Genomic DNA, 19,793 nt, shown 5'->3' with positions numbered 1-19,793 from the left:
TTACCAGCGGTTTTGCACCTCGTCGGCCAGGGCGAGGAGGCAATCCGCGTGAGGTGCTGGAAGGACCCATCTTGGCAGTCTCCCGCCAGACCAAGTCAGTGGCCAATATCCCTGGAGCCCCGAAGCGATACTCGTTCGCCAAAATCAGCGAGCCGATCGCCGTCCCGGGCCTCCTTGATCTACAACTCGATTCCTTCGCATGGCTGATCGGCACGCCTGAGTGGCGTGAACGTGAGCAAGCCGAGCGCGGTCCAGAGGCTCGCGTCACCAGCGGCCTTGAGGACATCCTTGAGGAACTCTCTCCGATTCAGGACTACTCGGGCAATATGTCCCTGTCCCTGTCGGAGCCTCGCTTCGAGCCGGTGAAGAACACCGTCGACGAGTGCAAGGAAAAGGACATTAACTACTCCGCGCCGCTGTACGTGACCGCAGAGTTCATCAACAACGACACCCAGGAGATTAAGTCTCAGACCGTCTTCATCGGCGACTTCCCGATGATGACCGACAAGGGTACGTTCATCGTCAACGGCACCGAGCGTGTTGTCGTTTCCCAGCTGGTTCGCTCCCCGGGCGTCTACTTCGATCAGACCATCGATAAGTCCACCGAGCGTCCGCTGCACTCCGTGAAGGTCATTCCTTCCCGCGGTGCATGGCTGGAATTCGACGTCGACAAGCGCGACACCGTCGGCGTTCGTATCGACCGTAAACGCCGCCAGCCGGTGACCGTTCTGCTCAAGGCCCTTGGTTGGTCCGAGCAGCAGATCAAGGATCGCTTCGGCTTCTCTGAGCTCATGATGTCCACCCTCGAGTCCGACGGCGTTGCAAACACCGACGAGGCTCTGCTGGAGATCTACCGCAAGCAGCGCCCAGGCGAGCAGCCGACCCGCGAGCTCGCTCAGTCCCTGCTGGACAACTCCTTCTTCCGCGCAAAGCGCTACGACCTCGCAAAGGTGGGCCGCTACAAGGTCAACCGCAAGCTGGGTCTGGGCGGCGACCACGACGGTCTCATGACCCTCACCGAAGAAGACATCGCTGTCACCCTCGAGTACCTGGTTCGCCTCCACGTCGGCGAGCGCGAGATGATCGCACCTAACGGTGAGACCATCGCGATCCATACTGACGATATCGACCACTTCGGTAACCGTCGTCTGCGTACCGTGGGCGAGCTCATTCAGAACCAGATCCGCGTTGGTCTGTCCCGTATGGAGCGCGTTGTGCGTGAGCGCATGACCACCCAGGATGCTGAGTCCATCACCCCGACCTCGCTGATTAACGTGCGTCCGGTTTCTGCCGCCATTCGCGAGTTCTTTGGTACCTCGCAGCTGTCCCAGTTCATGGACCACAACAACTCCCTGTCTGGTCTGACCCACAAGCGCCGCCTGTCCGCACTGGGCCCAGGCGGTCTGTCCCGTGAGCGCGCCGGCATTGAGGTCCGAGACGTTCACGCTTCTCACTACGGCCGTATGTGCCCGATTGAGACTCCTGAGGGTCCGAACATTGGTCTGATCGGCTCCCTGGCTTCCTACGCTCGCGTGAACGCCTTTGGCTTCATCGAGACCCCGTACCGCAAGGTTCTTGACGGCAAGGTCACCGACCAGGTCGAGTACCTCACCGCGGATGAGGAAGACAAGTTCGCTATTGCACAGGCTGAGCTCGAGAAAGATGCTGATGGCACCATCATCGGCGAGCGTATCGAGGTCCGTTTGAAGGACGGCGACATCGGAGTTACCGACGCTTCCGGCGTCGATTACGTTGACGTTTCCCCGCGCCAGATGGTTTCCGTGGCAACCGCCATGATTCCGTTCTTGGAGCACGACGATGCTAACCGTGCGCTGATGGGTGCGAACATGCAGCGCCAGGCTGTGCCGCTGGTTCGTTCCGAGGCACCTTTTGTTGGTACCGGTATGGAGCAGCGCGCGGCTTACGACGCCGGCGACCTCATCATCACCCCGAAGGCTGGTGTTGTAGAAAATGTCACCGCAGACCTCATCACCATCATGGATGACGAGGGCCAGCGCGACACCTACATGCTGCGTAAGTTCGAGCGCACCAACCAGGGCACCAACTACAACCAGACCCCGCTTGTTGAGCTTGGTCAGCGCGTCGAGGCCGGCCAGGTTCTGGCTGACGGCCCAGGTACCCACAACGGTGAGATGTCCCTCGGCCGTAACCTGCTGGTTGCGTTTATGCCGTGGGAGGGCCACAACTATGAGGATGCAATCATCCTGAACCAGCGCATCGTGGAAGAGGATATCTTGACCTCCATCCACATCGAGGAACATGAGATCGATGCCCGCGATACCAAGCTGGGCCCCGAGGAAATTACCCGCGAGATCCCGAACGTCTCTGACGATGTTCTGCGCGACCTGGATGAGCGAGGCATCGTTCGCATCGGTGCTGACGTTCGCGCAGGCGACATCCTCGTCGGTAAGGTCACCCCGAAGGGTGAGACCGAACTGACCCCGGAGGAGCGCTTGCTGCGCGCCATCTTCGGTGAGAAGGCTCGCGAGGTTCGCGATACCTCCATGAAGGTTCCTCACGGTGAGAACGGCAAGGTCATCGGCGTTGCGCGCTTCTCTCGCGAAGACGACGACGATCTGGCACCGGGCGTCAACGAGATGATCCGCGTTTACGTCGCTCAAAAGCGCAAGATCCAGGACGGCGACAAGCTCGCTGGCCGCCACGGTAACAAGGGCGTCGTGGGCAAGATCCTGCCTCCAGAGGACATGCCATTTATGGCTGACGGCACCCCAGTTGACGTCATCCTGAACACCCACGGTGTTCCGCGTCGTATGAACATCGGCCAGGTTCTCGAGGTGCACCTCGGCTGGCTGGCACACGCCGGCTGGAAGGTCGACGTTGATGATCCAAAGAACGCTGAGTTGCTCAAGACCCTGCCGGAAGAGCTTTACGACGTCCCGGCTGGTTCCCTGACCGCAACCCCGGTGTTCGACGGTGCTTCCAACGAAGAGATTGGTCGCCTGCTGGCATCCTCTCGCCCGAACCGCGACGGCGACGTCATGGTTGACGAGCACGGTAAGGCACAGCTTTTCGACGGACGCTCTGGTGAGCCATACAAGTACCCGGTTTCCGTCGGCTACATGTACATGCTTAAGCTGCACCACCTGGTTGACGAGAAGATTCACGCTCGCTCCACTGGTCCTTATTCCATGATTACCCAGCAGCCGCTGGGTGGTAAGGCACAGTTTGGTGGCCAGCGCTTCGGTGAGATGGAGGTGTGGGCAATGCAGGCATACGGCGCTGCCTACACCCTGCAGGAGCTCCTGACCATCAAGTCCGACGACGTTGTCGGCCGTGTCAAGGTCTACGAGGCAATCGTGAAGGGCGACAACATCCCGGATCCAGGCATCCCGGAGTCCTTCAAGGTTCTCCTCAAGGAGCTGCAGTCGCTGTGTCTGAACGTGGAGGTCCTCTCCACCGACGGCACCCCGATGGAGCTGTCTGGCTCTGACGATGACGACATGGATAGTCCATCGCTGGGCATTAACCTGTCTCGCGACGAGCGTTCTGACGCTGACATCGCCTAAGACTCAAGAGCCAAGAGACTAAAGCTTTCTGGTCCGCCGTCCGATGGGGCGGCGGGCACACCGCATAAAGATTTTTAAAAGCCATCAACGTTCCCCGCACTATTCGTGGGGATGAAAGGGAGACATTACGTGTTTGACGTAAATCTCTTCGACGAGCTCCGCATCGGTCTGGCCACTGCCGATGACATTCGCCGTTGGTCCAAGGGCGAGGTTAAGAAGCCTGAGACCATCAACTACCGCACCCTGAAGCCGGAAAAGGACGGCCTGTTCTGCGAGCGCATCTTCGGCCCAACCCGTGACTGGGAGTGCGCTTGCGGTAAGTACAAGCGCGTTCGCTACAAGGGCATCATCTGTGAGCGCTGCGGCGTCGAGGTCACCAAGTCCAAGGTTCGCCGTGAGCGCATGGGCCACATCGAGCTGGCTGCTCCGGTAACCCACATCTGGTACTTCAAGGGCGTTCCTTCCCGCCTGGGTTACCTTCTGGACCTTGCTCCGAAGGACCTGGAGCGCATCATCTACTTCGCTGCCAACATCATCACCTCTGTTGATGAAGAGGCTCGCCACAACGACCAGTCCACCCTGGAGGCAGAGATGCTTCTGGAGAAGAAGGACGTTGAGGATGACACCGAGGCAGAGATCGCAGAGCGCGCTGCAAAGCTCGAGCAGGATCTGGCTGAGCTGGAGGCTGCTGGCGCAAAGGCTGACGCACGCCGCAAGGTCCAGAACGCTGCAGACAAGGAGATGCAGCACATCCGCGAGCGCGGCGAGCGCGAGGTCGCACGCCTGGATGAAATCTGGAACACCTTCCTGAAGCTGGCTCCGAAGCAGATGATCATCGACGAGACCATCTACGAAGAACTCGTCGACCGCTACGAGGATTACTTCACCGGCGGCATGGGTGCCGAGGCTATCCAGACCCTCATCCGCAGCTTCGATCTCGAGGCTGAGGCTGAAGAGCTCAAGGAAATCATCAACAATGGCAAGGGCCAGAAGAAGATGCGCGCGCTGAAGCGCCTGAAGGTCGTTGCAGCCTTCCTACGCTCCGGTAACGATCCGGCTGGCATGGTCCTGGATGCAATTCCGGTTATCCCGCCAGAGCTGCGCCCGATGGTTCAGCTGGACGGTGGCCGCTTTGCTACCTCCGACCTGAACGACCTCTACCGCCGCGTTATCAACCGCAACAACCGCCTCAAGCGCATGATCGATCTCGGTGCTCCTGAGATCATCGTGAACAACGAGAAGCGCATGCTGCAGGAGTCTGTTGACGCCCTCTTCGACAACGGCCGTCGCGGCCGTCCGGTCACCGGACCGGGCAACCGCCCGCTGAAGTCCCTGTCTGACTTGCTCAAGGGTAAGCAGGGTCGTTTCCGTCAGAACCTGCTGGGTAAGCGTGTTGACTACTCTGGCCGTTCCGTTATTATCGTCGGTCCGCAGCTGAAGCTCCACGAGTGTGGTTTGCCGAAGCTTATGGCTCTCGAGCTGTTCAAGCCATTCGTCATGAAGCGTCTGGTGGAAAACGACTACGCACAGAACATCAAGTCCGCTAAGCGCATGGTTGAGCGCCAGCGCCCTGAGGTGTGGGACGTTCTGGAAGAGGCTATTTCCGAGCACCCAGTGATGCTGAACCGTGCACCTACCCTGCACCGTCTGGGTATCCAGGCATTCGAGCCGAAGCTCGTTGAGGGTAAGGCAATTCAGCTGCACCCGCTGGCTTGTGAGGCGTTCAACGCTGACTTCGACGGCGACCAGATGGCAGTTCACCTGCCGCTGTCCGCTGAGGCTCAGGCAGAGGCTCGTGTCCTCATGCTTGCTTCCAACAACATTCTTTCCCCGGCATCCGGTAAGCCACTGGCTATGCCGCGTCTGGACATGGTTACCGGTCTTTACTACCTGACCATGGACAAGGCTGAGGGCGAGATCGGCGGCGAGGGTCGCTACACCGAGGCCACCGAGAACGGTCCGGCTACCGGCGTTTACTCCTCCTACGCTGAAGCAATCATGGCTCGCGACCGCGGCGTTCTAGGCCTGCAGGCCCCGATCAAGGTCCGCATCTCCCACCTGCGTCCGCCGGCAGAAGTTGAGGCTGAGCAGTTCCCTGATGGTTGGCAGAAGGGCCAGGCATGGATGGCTGAGACCACCCTTGGCCGCATCATGTTCAACGACTTGCTGCCTTGGAACTACCCGTACCTCGAGGGCGTCATGGTCCGTAAGGGCGGGGCTAAGAACTCCGTACTGCTCGGTGACGTCATTAACGACCTCGCTGCTAAGTACCCGATGATCACCGTTGCCCAGGTTCTGGACAAGATGAAGGATGCTGGTTTCTACTGGGCAACCCGCTCGGGCGTGACCATCACCATGGACGACGTTCTGGTCCTTCCGAACAAGACCGAGGTTCTCGAGTCTTACGAGAAGGAAGCACAGCGCATCGAGCGCAAGTACTGGGAGCAGGGTGCGCTTACCGAGCGTGAGCGTTACGACCGCCTGGTTGAGCTCTGGAAGGACGCTACCGACACCGTTGGTAAGGCAGTCGAGGATCTCTACCCGGATGACAACCCGATTCCGATGATCGTTAAGTCTGGTGCAGCAGGTAACATGCGTCAGATCTGGACCCTGGCCGGCATGAAGGGCATGGTCGTGAACTCCAAGGGTGACTACATCACCCGTCCGATTAAGACCTCCTTCCGTGAGGGTCTGTCGGTCTTGGAGTACTTCAACAACTCGCACGGTTCCCGTAAGGGCCTGGCCGATACCGCACTGCGTACCGCGGACTCCGGCTACCTCACCCGTCGTCTCGTCGACGTGGCACAGGACGTCATCGTCCGCGAAGAGGATTGTGGCACCCGCCAGGGCGTCCGCGTTCCGCTGGGCGAGCTGGTTAACGGCACCCCGGTATTCGATGAGCTGTGGGAAACCTCCGCTTCCGGCCGCGTTGTCGCTTCTGACGTCAAGGCTGAGGACGGCACCGTTGTTGCTGAGGCTGGCAGCGACCTGACCGAGGCGCTCACCGCAGAGATCCTGCGCGCTGGTGTTACCGAGATTAAGGTTCGCTCCGTGCTGACCTGCCAGACCCCAGCCGGCGTTTGTGCGAAGTGCTACGGCAAGTCCATGGCCTCCGGCAAGCTCGTCGATATCGGCGAGGCAGTCGGCATTGTGGCTGCGCAGTCCATTGGTGAGCCGGGTACCCAGCTGACCATGCGTACGTTCCACCAGGGTGGTGTCGGTGGCGATATTACCGGTGGTCTGCCGCGTGTTCAGGAGCTCTTCGAGGCCCGTAACCCGAAGAACCGTGCGCCGATCGCTTCCGTTGACGGCACCGTGTCCCTGTCGGATGAGGGCAACTTCTGGACCCTGACCATCACTCCGGACGACGGTTCGGACAACGTGGTTTACGAGAAGCTGTCGAAGCGTCAGGGTCTGGCACAGGTCCGCCGCCCGATGGAGTCCAACCCGGATGCAATGATCGAGCGCTCCCTCCGTGATGGTGATCACGTCAGCACCGGTGACCGCCTCATGCGCGGTGCGGCTGACCCGCACGACGTGCTTGAGGTCCTCGGCCGCCGTGGCGTGGAGAAGCACCTCATCGACGAGGTTCAGGCTGTTTACCGTGCACAGGGTGTGGCCATCCACGACAAGCACATCGAGATCATCATCCGTCAGATGCTGCGTCGCGGCACCGTCATTGACTCCGGCTCCACCGACTACCTGCCGGGCGTTCTGGTTGACCTCTCCGAGGCCAAGCAGGTTAACGCCGCACAGGTTGCCGAGGGCGGCGAGCCAGCTCAGCTGCGCTCCGAGATCATGGGTATCACCAAGGCATCGCTGGCTACCGAGTCCTGGCTGTCCGCGGCCTCCTTCCAGGAGACCACGCGCGTGCTTACCGACGCCGCTATCAACAAGCGCTCCGATCAGCTCATTGGTCTGAAGGAGAACGTCATCATCGGTAAGCTCATCCCGGCTGGTACCGGTATCTCGCGTTACCGCAACATCTCCGTTAAGCCGACTGAGGCCGCACGCAACGCTGCGTACTCTATCCCGACTTACGGCGATTCCATCTACGGCGACGATGGCTTCGGTGAGTTCACCGGCGCATCCGTCCCGTTGGATGAGGACTTCACCTTCTAGGTAAAAGCGAGGTCAGCAACGTCGTAGTTTCTGACCCAACAAAAAGCGTGTCTGGGCCCCAGACACGCTTTTTCTATGCGAAAACGACGAAGCTAACAGAGGGTGCGTATCTTTCTAAGAATAAACTTAAGCTGTTTTGCCACGTATACGAGCTAGGTGGAAAACCAAGGTGCACTGACTAGGCAGATCCCCCCTCTTTCGGAATGTAGAAACTGTTAGTCATTGATAGTGATAACAGTATTAAATGGTGATAGCGGTTGCGCTACCCAGCGATATTCGATAGCGTTTCAGGTTGGGGACAGTGCGGACTCAGTTAAAACTAAGCTTCCCGTACGTCCAGTTGCAGATTATAGGGTGAGAACCTGTTCTCTGATGTTTCTAAATTTTCATAAGGAAGGCGTTTCATGAATATGAAAAGCTTTAGCGGCGTGACTCGCCGTCGCGGCACTTCCATCGCTGCCGCTGCTCTCTCTGTGGCTCTCGTGGCTCCATTTGTCCATCCAGTTGTGAATCCGGCTGCTACGCCGGTTGCTGTTGCTCAGGACGCAGCACCTGCGCAGGATCGCAGTGTTGATCCGCGAGGCACTTCGGAAGCGACTGCTATTAAAGCGGATGGTACCTGGGGTCAAAAGCGGGGGTACCAGGGTACGGTCTATTTGGATCGCGACTCAGGGCCGGAAGCGCAGAATGAACCTGACGAGGCTATGCCTGGTGTCAAGGTTTTCTTGCAGTACATCAATGGCAAGGGCCAAGTTTCGCCCATCTACTACACCACCTCAGATTCTGAAGGCAAGTTTGTCTTCGACTTGTCTAATCCTCCAAAAGACGGCCTGGGTAACCCTATTGAATTCCAGTTGGCGGGGGATGGAGCGTTTCAAGTCCGCACGTGGGCAGAAAATCCAGACCCGGACAAGTACACCTTGGCGGCCGGCGGCGACATGTACAGCGGTCGCTTCCATGATCGTCTGACTCGTAAATGGGAGAGCTGGGATTTCGCGGCTGGCATTAATCGCATTGTGGGGGCAAAGGTTGTTTTCCAAGAGCGTCCGAACGTAGACAACTGGCTTGCGAAGCCTGAGGCGGACTGGACTGAAGCTCCGACTACCGATAAAAAGTGGCCCGAAGGTGGAAATTATGGCACGGCTCGTGGCAGTGTCTGGTGGGAGAATAATGAGTCCATGGGCTCCCTGGCAAACCAATACTTCAAGGGTTCTTCAGACCGAGCTGCTACCGGTGTCAAAGTCGTCGGATCTTATGTTAACGATGAGGTAGCACGTCAGTTTGACAAGTGGAAGGACGACCACAAGAACTACACTCGTGAACAGTTCCGTGTTGCCCAAGGGGAAATCGTTGAGAAATACCAAGCTGAGCACGGTACAGGCTCCCATATCGCAGAGTCTCGCGTAGCTTACGTAAAAGACGACGGTTCTTTCTACCTTCCATTTGCTGGTTTGTATGGCATTGGCCGCTACAACAAGGGCGGCCGAACCACTGACGAAGAATGGGGCAAGCTCGTCTCCAAAGAAGACGAAGCGCACGGAAACCTAATGCAGTGGAACGGCACCGTAGGCCAGCGTCACCGCCACATCAACACGGAGTATATGTACTTGTATCCGGTAGTCGGTGATAATCGCGACCTATGGATGGGTAATTACCAGGACAACATGTTCCAGCCCCCGCATGGCGGAAACCTCGGTATTGAGCTCGCGTCAGCGAACATTTCTGTCCAGCACTTCGCGTTGCTGACTCCGCGCCCAAATCATGACGTCTTCAACTTCGACAATGCTTCTCACACCGCAGCTCCTGGTGATACCGCCAAGTCGAAGACTGCCGGTCTGGTTCCTAACCAGACGTATGCTATTCAGTGGTTTGCGGACGGTAAGCCAATTGATAAGACGGTTTGCACTGTTCAAGCTGACGAGCTAGGTGCGTTGAAGTCCTGTGACTTCACGGTCCCGAAGAATCTCTCCAAGCCGACTGTGTACTCTTCTCAGGTATTCGCTGCCGATGCTTCGGGCAATCCCACGGGCACGCTGCTTCTGGCGGATTCTTTCCTAGCCGACCCGACCGTCGTTCGTTACGACGACACCACAGGCACAGCCAAGGAAAAAGATCTTGAAGCCAAGCCGTCTTTTGACAACCCGAACACTGACGTTGTCGAAGAAAAGCCGCAAGGTGCAACCTTCGAGTTCGCGGATCCTGCTGTTGCTGAAAAACTGGGCTTGAAGATCGATCCTTCGACAGGCGTAGTTACATGGCCTGCGGGTAAACAGGTTGAAGGTAAAAACGAGGTGCTCGTAAAGGCCACATGGACCCCTGCTGAGGGTGCTCAACCAGTATCGCGTGAGGTTCCTGTGAAGTTTGATCTGAAGGCACCAGGTTCGAAGGATAGTGAATCTTTCGATCCTAAGTACAAGGATGGCTCTGGTAAGCCGGGCGATGATGTGACGGTTCCAGCTCCGACCTTTACTGGCAAGGACGGTAATGCGACCGAGGCTCCGAAGGACACTAAGTTTGCTCCGGGTGCGGATGCTCCGGTTGGTGTAACGGTTGATGAGACCACTGGTAAGATCACTGTTCCGATTCCGAAGGATGCCGAGCCGGGTTCCAAGATCACTGTTCCGGTTGAGGTTACTTATCCGGATAATTCTAAGGAGACCGTTGAGGTAACTGTCACCGTTGAGAAGCCGGATGCTCCTGTTGAGGCGGACAAGGATAAGTTCGATCCTAAGTACAAGGATGGTTCTGGTAAGCCGGGCGATAATGTGACGGTTCCTGCTCCGACCTTTACTGACAAGGAAGGTAAGGAGACCGAGGCACCGAAGGATACTAAGTTCGCTCCGGGTGCAGGCGCTCCGGTTGGTGTAACGGTTGATGAGACCACTGGTAAGATCACTGTTCCGATTCCGAAGGATGCCAAGGCGGGTTCCAAGATCACTGTTCCGGTTGAGGTTACTTATCCGGATAATTCTAAGGAGACCGTTGAGGTAAGTGTCACCGTCGTAGTCGACGTTAATATTGATGCAATCCCGGATACCAAGGTTCAGCGCGGTGAAAAGGTGTCTATTCCGGTCAAGTCGACTGACGGTTCTGAGGTGTCTGTAACTGGTCTTCCTGACTTCCTGAAGTACAACCCGGAGACCAAGGCCATTGAGGGTACTGTTCCTGCGGATGCTGATCTGACCTCTTATGATGTTGAGGTGAAGGCGTCCTTGAACGGTAAGGATGCCACGGATGAATTCAAGCTCACCGTGACTGAGCGCATGATTGCAGATCCGGATACCGATGGTGACGGAATCCCAGATTCTAAGGATCCGGATATCGATGGTGACGGTGTCAATAACTCTGATGAGAAGGCTGCCGGTACTGATCCGTACAATCCGGATACCGATGGTGATGGCACCAATGATGGTGATGAGGACGCTGACGGTGATGGCAAGTCCAACAAGGAGGAGTCTGACCCGGACACGGATGCGACCACCGATACCGACGGTGATGGCATTCCGGATATCATCGATAAGGATGATGAGGATGGCCCGAAGGGTGATAAGGATGATGACGGCATCATCAATGAAGAGGATCCTGATGCAGATGGCGACGGGGTTTCCAATGATGATGAGAAGGCAGCTGGCCTTGATCCGCTGAACCCGGATACCGATGGTGATGGCACCAATGATGGTGATGAGGACACCGATGGTGACGGCAAGAAGAACAAGGATGAGTCCGATGTTCCTGAAGGAAAGGTCACCGATAAAGACGGTGACGGCCTTGGCGATACCGGTGTAACCGACAAGGATCCTGAGGACGGTAACGCTGACATCACAGACGGTCCGTTGACCAACGACACCGACAAGGATGGTATTCTGGATGCGGTTGATCCGGATATCGATGGTGACGGTGTCAATAACTCTGATGAGAAGGCTGCCGGTACTGATCCGTACAATCCGGATACCGATGGTGATGGTACCAATGATGGTGATGAGGACGCTGACGGTGACGGCAAGTCCAACAAGGAGGAGTCTGACCCGTCTGTTGATAAGTCCAAGGACTCTGACGGTGATGGCATTCCGGATATCATCGATAAGGATGACCAGGATGGTCCGAAGGGCGATAAGGACGGCGACGGCATCATCAATGAAGAGGATCCTGATGCAGATGGCGACGGGGTTTCCAATGATGATGAGAAGGCAGCTGGCCTTGATCCGCTGAACCCGGATACCGATGGTGATGGCACCAATGATGGTGATGAGGACACCGACGGTGACGGCAAGTCCAACAAGGACGAGTCCGATGTTCCTGAAGGAAAGGTCACTGATAAAGACGGTGACGGCCTTGGCGATACCGGTGTAACCGACAAGAACAACAATGGCGTTGCTGACCTAGTCGAGAAACCGGATGCTGAGACCCCGGATACCAAGGTTCCAGGAGGTTCCTCCGACATTGATTGGCAGCGCTGCGCACCGGCTGCTGCAGGTATTGGCCTGCCACTGTTGTTGCTGTTGCCTATTGGTTTGGCTTCCCAAATGCATATCCCGGGCCTGTCCCCAATGGTAGAGCAGGTTTCTGCAAGGATTAATGGCATCAATCGCCAATTAGCTCAGAAGAACATCGAGCTTCAGAAGCAGCTGGGAATCTATAACGAACCGCTGGCAAAGCAACTAGGCCAGATCGACCTGATGCTGAAGAAGGCTAGCCCAGAGGCCGGCCGAATCGGCGGCGCAATTGCACTTGCCGCGGCTGGCGCACTCGCTTTGGGTTTGCTAGTTAACGCCTGTGCTCCAGGCGCTGGTTCCTCCGGCTCTTCTAGCTCCTCCAAGTAGTCGTGAGTGCGGGGCTGATTGAAGGCCCGCACTTCCTCGCCACGGGAAGGGCATAGTCTTCCCACCGATTAGAAAACACTATCGACCGTTGGCCCTGACAGTCCGCAAGGATTGCCAGGGCCAACGGCCGATCGTTTTCTATTGTCAGATAGTGGTAAACGAGGGTAACCTCATCGCCGATTATGGATCTGTTTGACCGAACCATCTTGGCTCATACGCTGTCTACATCACCGAACACCAAGTTCACATCAAGATCGTTATCGGATGCCATTGCCCTGTTTAGTCCAGGTGAAGGACTCATTGTGCACACCGACCAAGGCTTCCAGTACCAGCACGCCAGCTGTCGTGACTTGATTACAACCGTTGGTGGCGTGCAGGCAATGTCTTGGAAAGGCAATTGCTATGACAACTCAGTGATGGAGAACTTCTTCGGTCACTTGAAATCTGAGATGTACCACGGTGCTTACTTCAACAGTGTCGAGGAGTTCTGCCAAGCTATTGATGATTACATCCTGTGGTACAACACGACCCGACTACAGGAACAATTCAAGGGCCTGGCCCCGATGCAATATCGGAACCAAGCCCTTGCAACGGCCCAAACCATTTAGAGTTAACTCAGTCCGGAAAGCGGGGCGTAGTTCATTTACATGAGGCTTTTCTACTTTTGCTAGCATTAGTGGGTCCAAGTTGACGAAATTATCTAATTACACAGCGAACACGGGTGCTTTCTCCCTCTTTAGACCGTAACTAAGGAACAACAAACGCAGTAGTTTGCGAGGGAGAAGGCTGAGACCCCACATATGGGAACCGTTGCACCTGATCCGGGTAATACCGGCGCGAGGGAGGAAAATGTCTACTACACCTGCATCTTCGGCACGCACTGCACACACGGCTGGAAAGTCCAACCGCCGCTGGCGCGTCGTCGACATCGTCGTGGCCGCGGTCTTGTCCGTGGCGTGTGGCCTGATTTTCTTGTTCTGGAACACCGCGGGTTATGCCGGCTACCAGGCTCTCGATGCCTTTACCCCTGGCCTGGGCGGTTTGGCCTCTGGCATCTGGTTGCTGGGAGGAGTGCTCGGTGGGCTCATCATCCGCAAGCCGGGAGCGGCGCTCTTCGTGGAGCTGCTCGCTGCCTGCGTCTCCGCAGCTCTTGGTTCCCAGTGGGGCGCGGCAACCTTGCTCTCTGGCTTCGCCCAAGGCATCGGCGTGGAGATTGTCTTCGCCATCTTTGCCTACCGTTCTTTTAACCTGCTTGTTGCCACCATCGCTGGCCTTGCCGCCGGCGTCGGTGCATGGACTTTGGAGCTCTTCACGTCCGGCCACCTAGCCCGCTCCGTTGAATACAACATTATCTACTTGGTCTGCACCGGCCTTTCTGGTGCGATCCTGGCCGGCGTTCTGGGCTACTTCACGGTTAAGGCGCTAGCAGCCACTGGCGCGCTCGACCGGTTTGCTGCCGGCCGCGAGGCTTAAGAAGCGCTTTCAAGAATGGTTTCTGGAACAGGCATCCGCGTAGAAGGCTTCGGCTGGACCCATGCCGGGCGCGCGGAGCCGGCGCTGCGGGATGTTACTTTCCACGTCGAGCCGGGCGAAAAAATTCTGCTGTGCGGCGACTCCGGTTCTGGCAAGTCCACGCTCTTGGCGGCTCTTGCCGGAGTGCTCGGTGGCGATGAAGAAGGCGAGCAGGTAGGAGAGATCCAGCTCTTCGGAGCTGCTACCGCGAGCAATGGTGAGTGGCCTGGCGAAGGCATGCCAGTGGGGCTGGTCCTGCAGGATCCTGATTCCCAGGTAATTTCCTCGCGAGTGGGTGACGACGTTGCTTTCGGCTGCGAGAACCTCGGCCTTGAGCGCTCCGAGATTTGGGGTCGAGTCGATCAGTCTTTATCGGTGGTCGGGCTCGATCTTCCACACGACCATCCCACCGCACGTCTGTCTGGTGGTCAGAAGCAACGCCTCGCTTTGGCGGGAGTGATGGCGATGGGCGCCGGGCTCATCTTGTTGGACGAGCCCACGGCGAACCTTGACCCAGAGGGCGCCGATTCGGTGGTTTGTGCGGTGACCCAGCTGGTGGAGCGCACCGGGGCCACGCTCATCGTGGTTGAGCACCAGCCAGATAGATGGTGTCACCTGCTGCAACGCGGACTACTCATCGAGGACGGGCAGGTTGCATTAGACGCGCCTATCGAGCAGGTCCTAGAAGCCCGCGCCCAGGTGATGCCCACGCTGCCGCAGGCTCGCGTTCCGCAAGACGTATCCAGCCTTGAGCCAGCGATGTGGTCGCAGGATTTGGCTACCCGCTTTGGTCCGCCGCGTACCTTTGAGCTTCCTGCGGGAGCTTCAACCGTGGTGACTGGCCCCAATGGTGCTGGCAAGACTACCTGGCTGGAAACCATGGCGGGACTGCTTCCTTATACCTCGGGTGAGGTGGGCGTCGCCGAGCACGTGCGCCGCGGCCTCAAAGGAGACCCGGCAACGTGGAAGTCGCGCGAGCTCGCGCATCGCATTGGGTACGTGTTTCAGAACCCAGAACATCAATTCGTCGCGCGCAGCGTTGCCGATGAGCTACGCGTGGGACCCCGAGTGATGGGCGAGGAGGTTCCAGAAAAGCGCATCGCGGAACTAGTGGAGCGCCTGCGTTTGGGGCAGCTGCTTGGCGCCAACCCCTTCACACTTTCGGGCGGAGAGAAACGGCGCCTGTCGGTGGCAACAGCACTGGTGAGCGCGCCGGCGGTGCTCTTGCTTGATGAGCCGACGTTCGGTCAAGATCCGCAGACCTTCGCGGAACTGGTGTGGATGCTGCGCGAGTTAAGCGATGAGGGAGTGACCATTGCTTCGGTAACCCACGACCCCCTCTTCATCGCGGCTCTCGGCGACAACCGCGTGGAGGTGCCGCGTGCCTAATATCTTGTCCGACGTAAACCCATTGACGCGGGTTTACCTTATGCTGGCGCTGACCTTGCCGTTGTTTCTCTCGGTGGATTGGGTCTCCGCCGCGGTTTCTTTGGTCATCACCTTCGTATTTGCGCCGCTGTGTGGAGTCAGTTGGGGAAAGCTCATAAGAAGCGGATGGTTCCTGTTTATCCTCGCCGCACTGTCTGGCGTTTCGATGCTGCTGTATGGCGCCGAGGGCGGAGAGGTTTACTTCCGGCTTTGGCTCATCGTGGTTTCGGAGAACTCGGTGACCCTTTCAGTGGCAATGATGCTGCGTGTGCTCGCGGTAGCGCTGCCAATGATTGTCCTCGCGCGCGACATTGATCCCACACGCTTAGGCGACGCCCTGGCGCAAAACCTTCGCCTGCCTTCGCGTTTTGTTATTGGCGCGGTCGCCGGTGTGCGCATGGCGACGCTGTTTCGAGACGACTGGGATTCCATGGCTCGTGCTCGGAGGGCGCGGGGATTGGGGGATCGCGGCAAGGTTAAGCATTTGCTTACGATGTCCTTCGGTCTCTTGGTAGTTGCGCTGCGCCGCGGAGGCAAGCTGGCCACGGCGATGGAGGCCCGCGGCTTTGGACGTACTCCGCTGTACTCGCCGTCACGCACGTGGGCGCGCGAGTCGCGTGTGAGTAGGAAAGATTGGCTCATCATGTTAGCCGGTTCACTTTTGGCAGCGGTGCCGGTGGTAGCGTCGGTAGTTACAGATTCCTGGAGATTCTTCGGTCTATAAGACGAAAGGGCCACGAAGCATGGACTTCGACAGTCAGCTCGACCGCCTCATCGAGGATGTCATCAAGGCTGCCGCGACGCGCAAGAAACCCTTCAAGCCGGTGACGGTGCTCATCGATGGGCCATCGGGTGCAGGCAAGACGTGGGCCTGCGCCGCCCTCGCCGATAGAGCAGGCTGGCGTGTGGTGCACCTGGACGAGTTCTATCCCGGTTGGCACGGGCTTGAACAGGGCTCCCGGATGGTTGCCGAGCAGGTGCTGCGCGAGACCAATCCCGGCTATTGGCGCTGGGATTGGGAGGCCGGTGCGCCGGGTGAGTGGGCGAGCTTGGATGCACGCGACGATCTCATCGTGGAGGGCGTCGGTGCGGTTACTCCGGAAAACATTGCTGCGGCTAAGGAGCGCGGCACCGTGATTACGGTGCGCCTCGACGGCCCGCGCGAAAAGCGCTATGAGCGAGCCATCGAGCGTGATCCGCACTACGCAGAGTGGTTCGAGACCTGGGAGGCGCAGGAGAAGGTTTACTTCTCCGAGCACGCCGCCGACGCCGATTTTACGTGGGTATGGCAGTAGCTTCCGCCCCGCAGTAGACGCCGTGCTTGTCGACGTCGTGCGCCCACTGGCGCACCAGCTTAAGCCCCTGTTGCGCAACGCGTTCTTCCAGTTCGGGAAGCCGTGCCTCGATGCCCGACCCTGGCCACAATGTGGTTCGGGCTTGCAGCGATAGCCGCCCTGTCCGCGCATAATCTGCCAAAAGATAGAAGGACTCCCACATCCGCTGCGCTTGGGCACGGCTGCAGCCGGTGACCTGCGGCAGGTCTTCCGGCAGGGCTTTGACGTCGATGCCTATCCATTCCGGCCGTGTTTCGGGATGGGCCATGAGCTTGTCCAACCGGCCCGGTAGATAGCCGCTCGTGTGGAGGCCAACTTTAAAGCCAGCCGCGTGGGCCTCGGCTATCGCCTGCGGCAGCCCGGGCGCGGAAAGTGGCTCGCCGCCGGAGAAAACCACGCCGTCGAGTAGCCCGCGGCGCGAGCACAGCAAGGAAAGCGCGTCCTGCCAGCTATAGCTTCCCGGCCCAAAGACCTGCAGCTGCGGGTTATGGCAGTAGCTACACCGCAGCGGGCAGCCGTTGAGGAACAACGTCATGGTCAGGTGATCTGGCCAATCTGTTGCCGAGAAGGGGATAAGCCCGCCAATCGGCAGCTGCGTTCTGGAACTTAGCTTCGGCGCTTGCAACGAAGGCGCAGTCTTAAACGCCGGCCGCAAGCCTCTCGTCGAAGTACTCGCGCTCATGGAACTCTCCCTTCTTGCCCGTGTTGAAGCTGGAGACTGGCCGGAAATAGCCCATCACGCGCGTCCACATTTCAGTGCTGGAACCGCAGTCGGGGCAGTGCGGATGCTCGCCGGAGATATAGCCGTGGGAGTTACAGATGGAAAAGGTCGGCGTGATGGTGACATAGGGCAGTCGGAAGTTCTCCAGCGAGCGGCGCACGAGGTTCGCGCACGCCTTACCGGAGGACATTGCTGAGCCCATGTAGAGATGCAGCACGGTGCCGCCGGTGTATTGGGTCTGCAGATCCTCTTGGGCTTGGAGTGCGGCAAAGGGATCGGGAGTGTGCGCGACGGGAAGCTGCGAGGAATTCGTGTAATACGGTTCTTCTTCGCTGCCAGCGTGCAGGATGTCTGGGTAGCGCTTCAGGTCCTCGCGTGCGAAGCGATAGGTAGCGCCCTCGGCAGGCGAGGCTTCAAGGTTATAAAGGTGCCCGGTTCTTTCCTGGGCGTCGACAAGCAGTGCGCGAACCCGCTCCAGCAGACGCAATACCTGAGCGCGGCCGCGCGGATCGGTGAGATCGTAGGTGTCGGCAGTGAAGTTACGGATCATCTCGTTGCAGCCGTTGACGCCGATAGTGGAGAAGTGGTTATCCAAGCTGGGCAGCCAACGCTTGGTATAGGGGAAAAGACCTTTCTCCAAGCACTTGTTAACAAAGGCGCGGCGGCGCTCGAGCGTGTCGACGCCGAGATCTACCAGCTCCGCGACGCGCGTCAACAGCGCCTCCTCGTCGCCGCGGTAGAGGTAGCCCAGGCGTGCGCAGTTGAGCGTGACCACGCCGATGGAGCCGGTCAACTCGGCGGAGCCGAACAAGCCATTGCCGCGCTTTAATAGCTCGCGCAGGTCCAACTGCAGGCGGCAACACATTGAGCGAATCATGCCGGGGTCAAGATCGGAGTTAAGGAAGTTCTGGAAGTAGGGCAGACCGTACTTGGCTGTCATGGTGAACAGAGCCTCGGCGTTCTTGCTATCCCAGTCAAAATCCGGCGTGATATTGTAGGTCGGAATCGGGAAGGTAAATGGCCTGCCGTCGGCATCACCTTGCGACATCACCTCGATGAAAGCACGGTTGATGATGGCCATCTCCGTCTCCAAGTCGCCGTAACAGAAGTCGGCGGGCTCGCCGCCGATGAGCGGGGTTTGATCCCGCAGATCGGTGGGGCAGTGCCAATCGAAGGTGAGATTCGTGAACGGCGTCTGCGTACCCCAGCGCGAAGGCACGTTCAGGTTGAAGATAAATTCCTGCATGTATTGAAGTACTTGGCCGTAGCTGAGGTTATCCAGCCGCACGAAAGGCGCCATATATGTATCGAAGCTAGAAAAGGCCTGCGCGCCCGCCCACTCGTTCTGCAGCGTGCCTAAGAAGTTGACGATCTGACCGCACGCGGAGGAGAAGTGCTTCGGTGGCGCCGAGGAAATCGTGCCGGGAACACCACCGAAGCCTTCCTCGAGGACGCGGCGCAGTGACCAGCCAGCACAATAGCCGCTGAGCATGTCTAGATCGTGGATATGAATATCACCTGCTCGGTGGGCATTACCCGCAGCTTCCGAAAAGACCTCATCCAGCCAGTAATTGGCAGTTACTTTGCCCGCATTGTTAAGAATCAATCCTCCCAACGAGAAATCCTGATTGGCATTGGCGTTTATGCGCCAATCACGCCGGCCCAAGTACTCCTCGATGGAATCTGCGACGTTAATGGTCCGTGAACCCATGTAGTTCTTCCCTTCGTTATGAAAATGGAGCGCTGGTACAGCGAAAAGCTCGCTGCCTTTCCAGCTCTGATGGCATGCCCAGGCGCGCATATAGGGAAAGCAATGGCGACCGCATTCATTTGGGAGAACCTGCAGTAAGCCGAGATGGCAGAAAAGCCACCGCGCGGCGCTGGGCGTCACGGAATAACATAGCTGTAATTTGTGGCGGGGTGGGTCGACGAAATACAAGATATGGGAGGTCTTGGAGTGTGAGACCCTATATGTAGTGTCCTGTTTGGTGAAAGTTCGAAAGGGTATGTGCCTATTTAGTGCCTGTGATTGTTGCCTCTATAGGTGAAACTTAAAGCCCGATTTTGGGTGGAGTGGAAAGTTCCGGGGAATTTGTCACAGCTGCCTCGAGTGAGGGGCGGCGTCGTCAAGCGTCGTGCGATTGACTGCCTGTGGTGATGGGAGGAAAAGCCGGGTAGGCGAAATTTGGACGTTTTGCGTGTCGCTGCTATTGTTCGAAGAGGTTTCGCCTTCATGTAGGGTGAAAAGTCTGATCGATTAATCGGCTTGAATGGCTGATTGATGTTCTGGACATGCGGAAGGGCCCCG

At 58.0% G+C, this 19,793-nt stretch carries 9 protein-coding genes and 1 pseudogene; 8 read left to right on the top strand and 2 right to left on the bottom strand.

Annotated features, from left to right (window positions below; genetic code table 11):
* The first annotated feature begins 53 nt into the window (after positions 1–53).
* The 8 genes and pseudogenes from rpoB (at position 54) to I6I72_RS04925 (ending at position 16,725) form a co-directional block, all read left to right on the top strand.
* Entirely contained in the window at positions 54–3,548 is a 3,495-nt protein-coding gene (rpoB, locus tag I6I72_RS04960; protein WP_201807617.1) for a DNA-directed RNA polymerase subunit beta, read from the top strand.
* Between the two features lie 129 nt (positions 3,549–3,677).
* Positions 3,678–7,670 (top strand): DNA-directed RNA polymerase subunit beta', encoded by a 3,993-nt coding sequence (locus tag I6I72_RS04955; protein WP_201807600.1) that lies wholly within the window; start codon positions 3,678–3,680, stop codon positions 7,668–7,670.
* 404 nt (positions 7,671–8,074) lie between these two features.
* On the top strand, positions 8,075–12,490 hold the full coding sequence (locus I6I72_RS04950) for a YPDG domain-containing protein (protein ID WP_201807598.1): 4,416 nt from the start codon (positions 8,075–8,077) through the stop codon (positions 12,488–12,490).
* 158 nt (positions 12,491–12,648) lie between these two features.
* Positions 12,649–13,098: pseudogene (locus I6I72_RS04945) on the top strand (transposase); the annotation flags it as partial.
* 241 nt (positions 13,099–13,339) lie between these two features.
* Positions 13,340–13,963 carry an ECF transporter S component gene (locus I6I72_RS04940; protein ID WP_034656506.1) on the top strand — a complete coding sequence of 208 codons (624 nt, stop codon included), beginning with the start codon at positions 13,340–13,342 and terminating at the stop codon, positions 13,961–13,963.
* A gap of 15 nt (positions 13,964–13,978) precedes the next feature.
* Entirely contained in the window at positions 13,979–15,391 is a 1,413-nt protein-coding gene (locus tag I6I72_RS04935) for an ABC transporter ATP-binding protein (RefSeq protein ID WP_070509096.1), read from the top strand.
* Complete coding sequence (locus I6I72_RS04930; protein WP_034656507.1) at positions 15,384–16,154, top strand: energy-coupling factor transporter transmembrane component T family protein; 771 nt, start codon at positions 15,384–15,386, stop codon at positions 16,152–16,154. The genes I6I72_RS04935 and I6I72_RS04930 overlap by 8 nt, the downstream gene beginning before the upstream one ends.
* A gap of 19 nt (positions 16,155–16,173) precedes the next feature.
* A complete protein-coding gene (locus tag I6I72_RS04925; protein WP_005527710.1) occupies positions 16,174–16,725 on the top strand; it encodes a nucleoside/nucleotide kinase family protein in 552 nt (183 codons plus the stop codon).
* Here I6I72_RS04925 and I6I72_RS04920 read toward each other — a convergent pair.
* Together I6I72_RS04920 and I6I72_RS04915 are read right to left on the bottom strand one after the other, a co-directional pair.
* A complete protein-coding gene (locus I6I72_RS04920) occupies positions 16,706–17,446 on the bottom strand; it encodes an anaerobic ribonucleoside-triphosphate reductase activating protein (RefSeq protein ID WP_080970019.1) in 741 nt (246 codons plus the stop codon). The two genes, I6I72_RS04925 and I6I72_RS04920, sit on opposite strands and share 20 nt — an antisense overlap.
* Positions 17,403–19,196: a ribonucleoside triphosphate reductase gene (locus tag I6I72_RS04915; protein WP_100087759.1), complete on the bottom strand. Its 1,794-nt coding sequence runs from the start codon at positions 19,194–19,196 to the stop codon at positions 17,403–17,405. Before I6I72_RS04915 ends, I6I72_RS04920 begins: the two co-directional genes overlap by 44 nt.
* Between the last annotated feature and the right edge of the window lie 597 nt (positions 19,197–19,793).

The organism is Corynebacterium striatum (assembly GCF_016728105.1).
Classification (GTDB): Bacteria; Actinomycetota; Actinomycetes; order Mycobacteriales; family Mycobacteriaceae; genus Corynebacterium; species Corynebacterium striatum.
The sequence above is the reverse complement of the archived record's forward strand: the minus strand, read 5'-3'. Positions and strand labels throughout refer to the sequence as shown.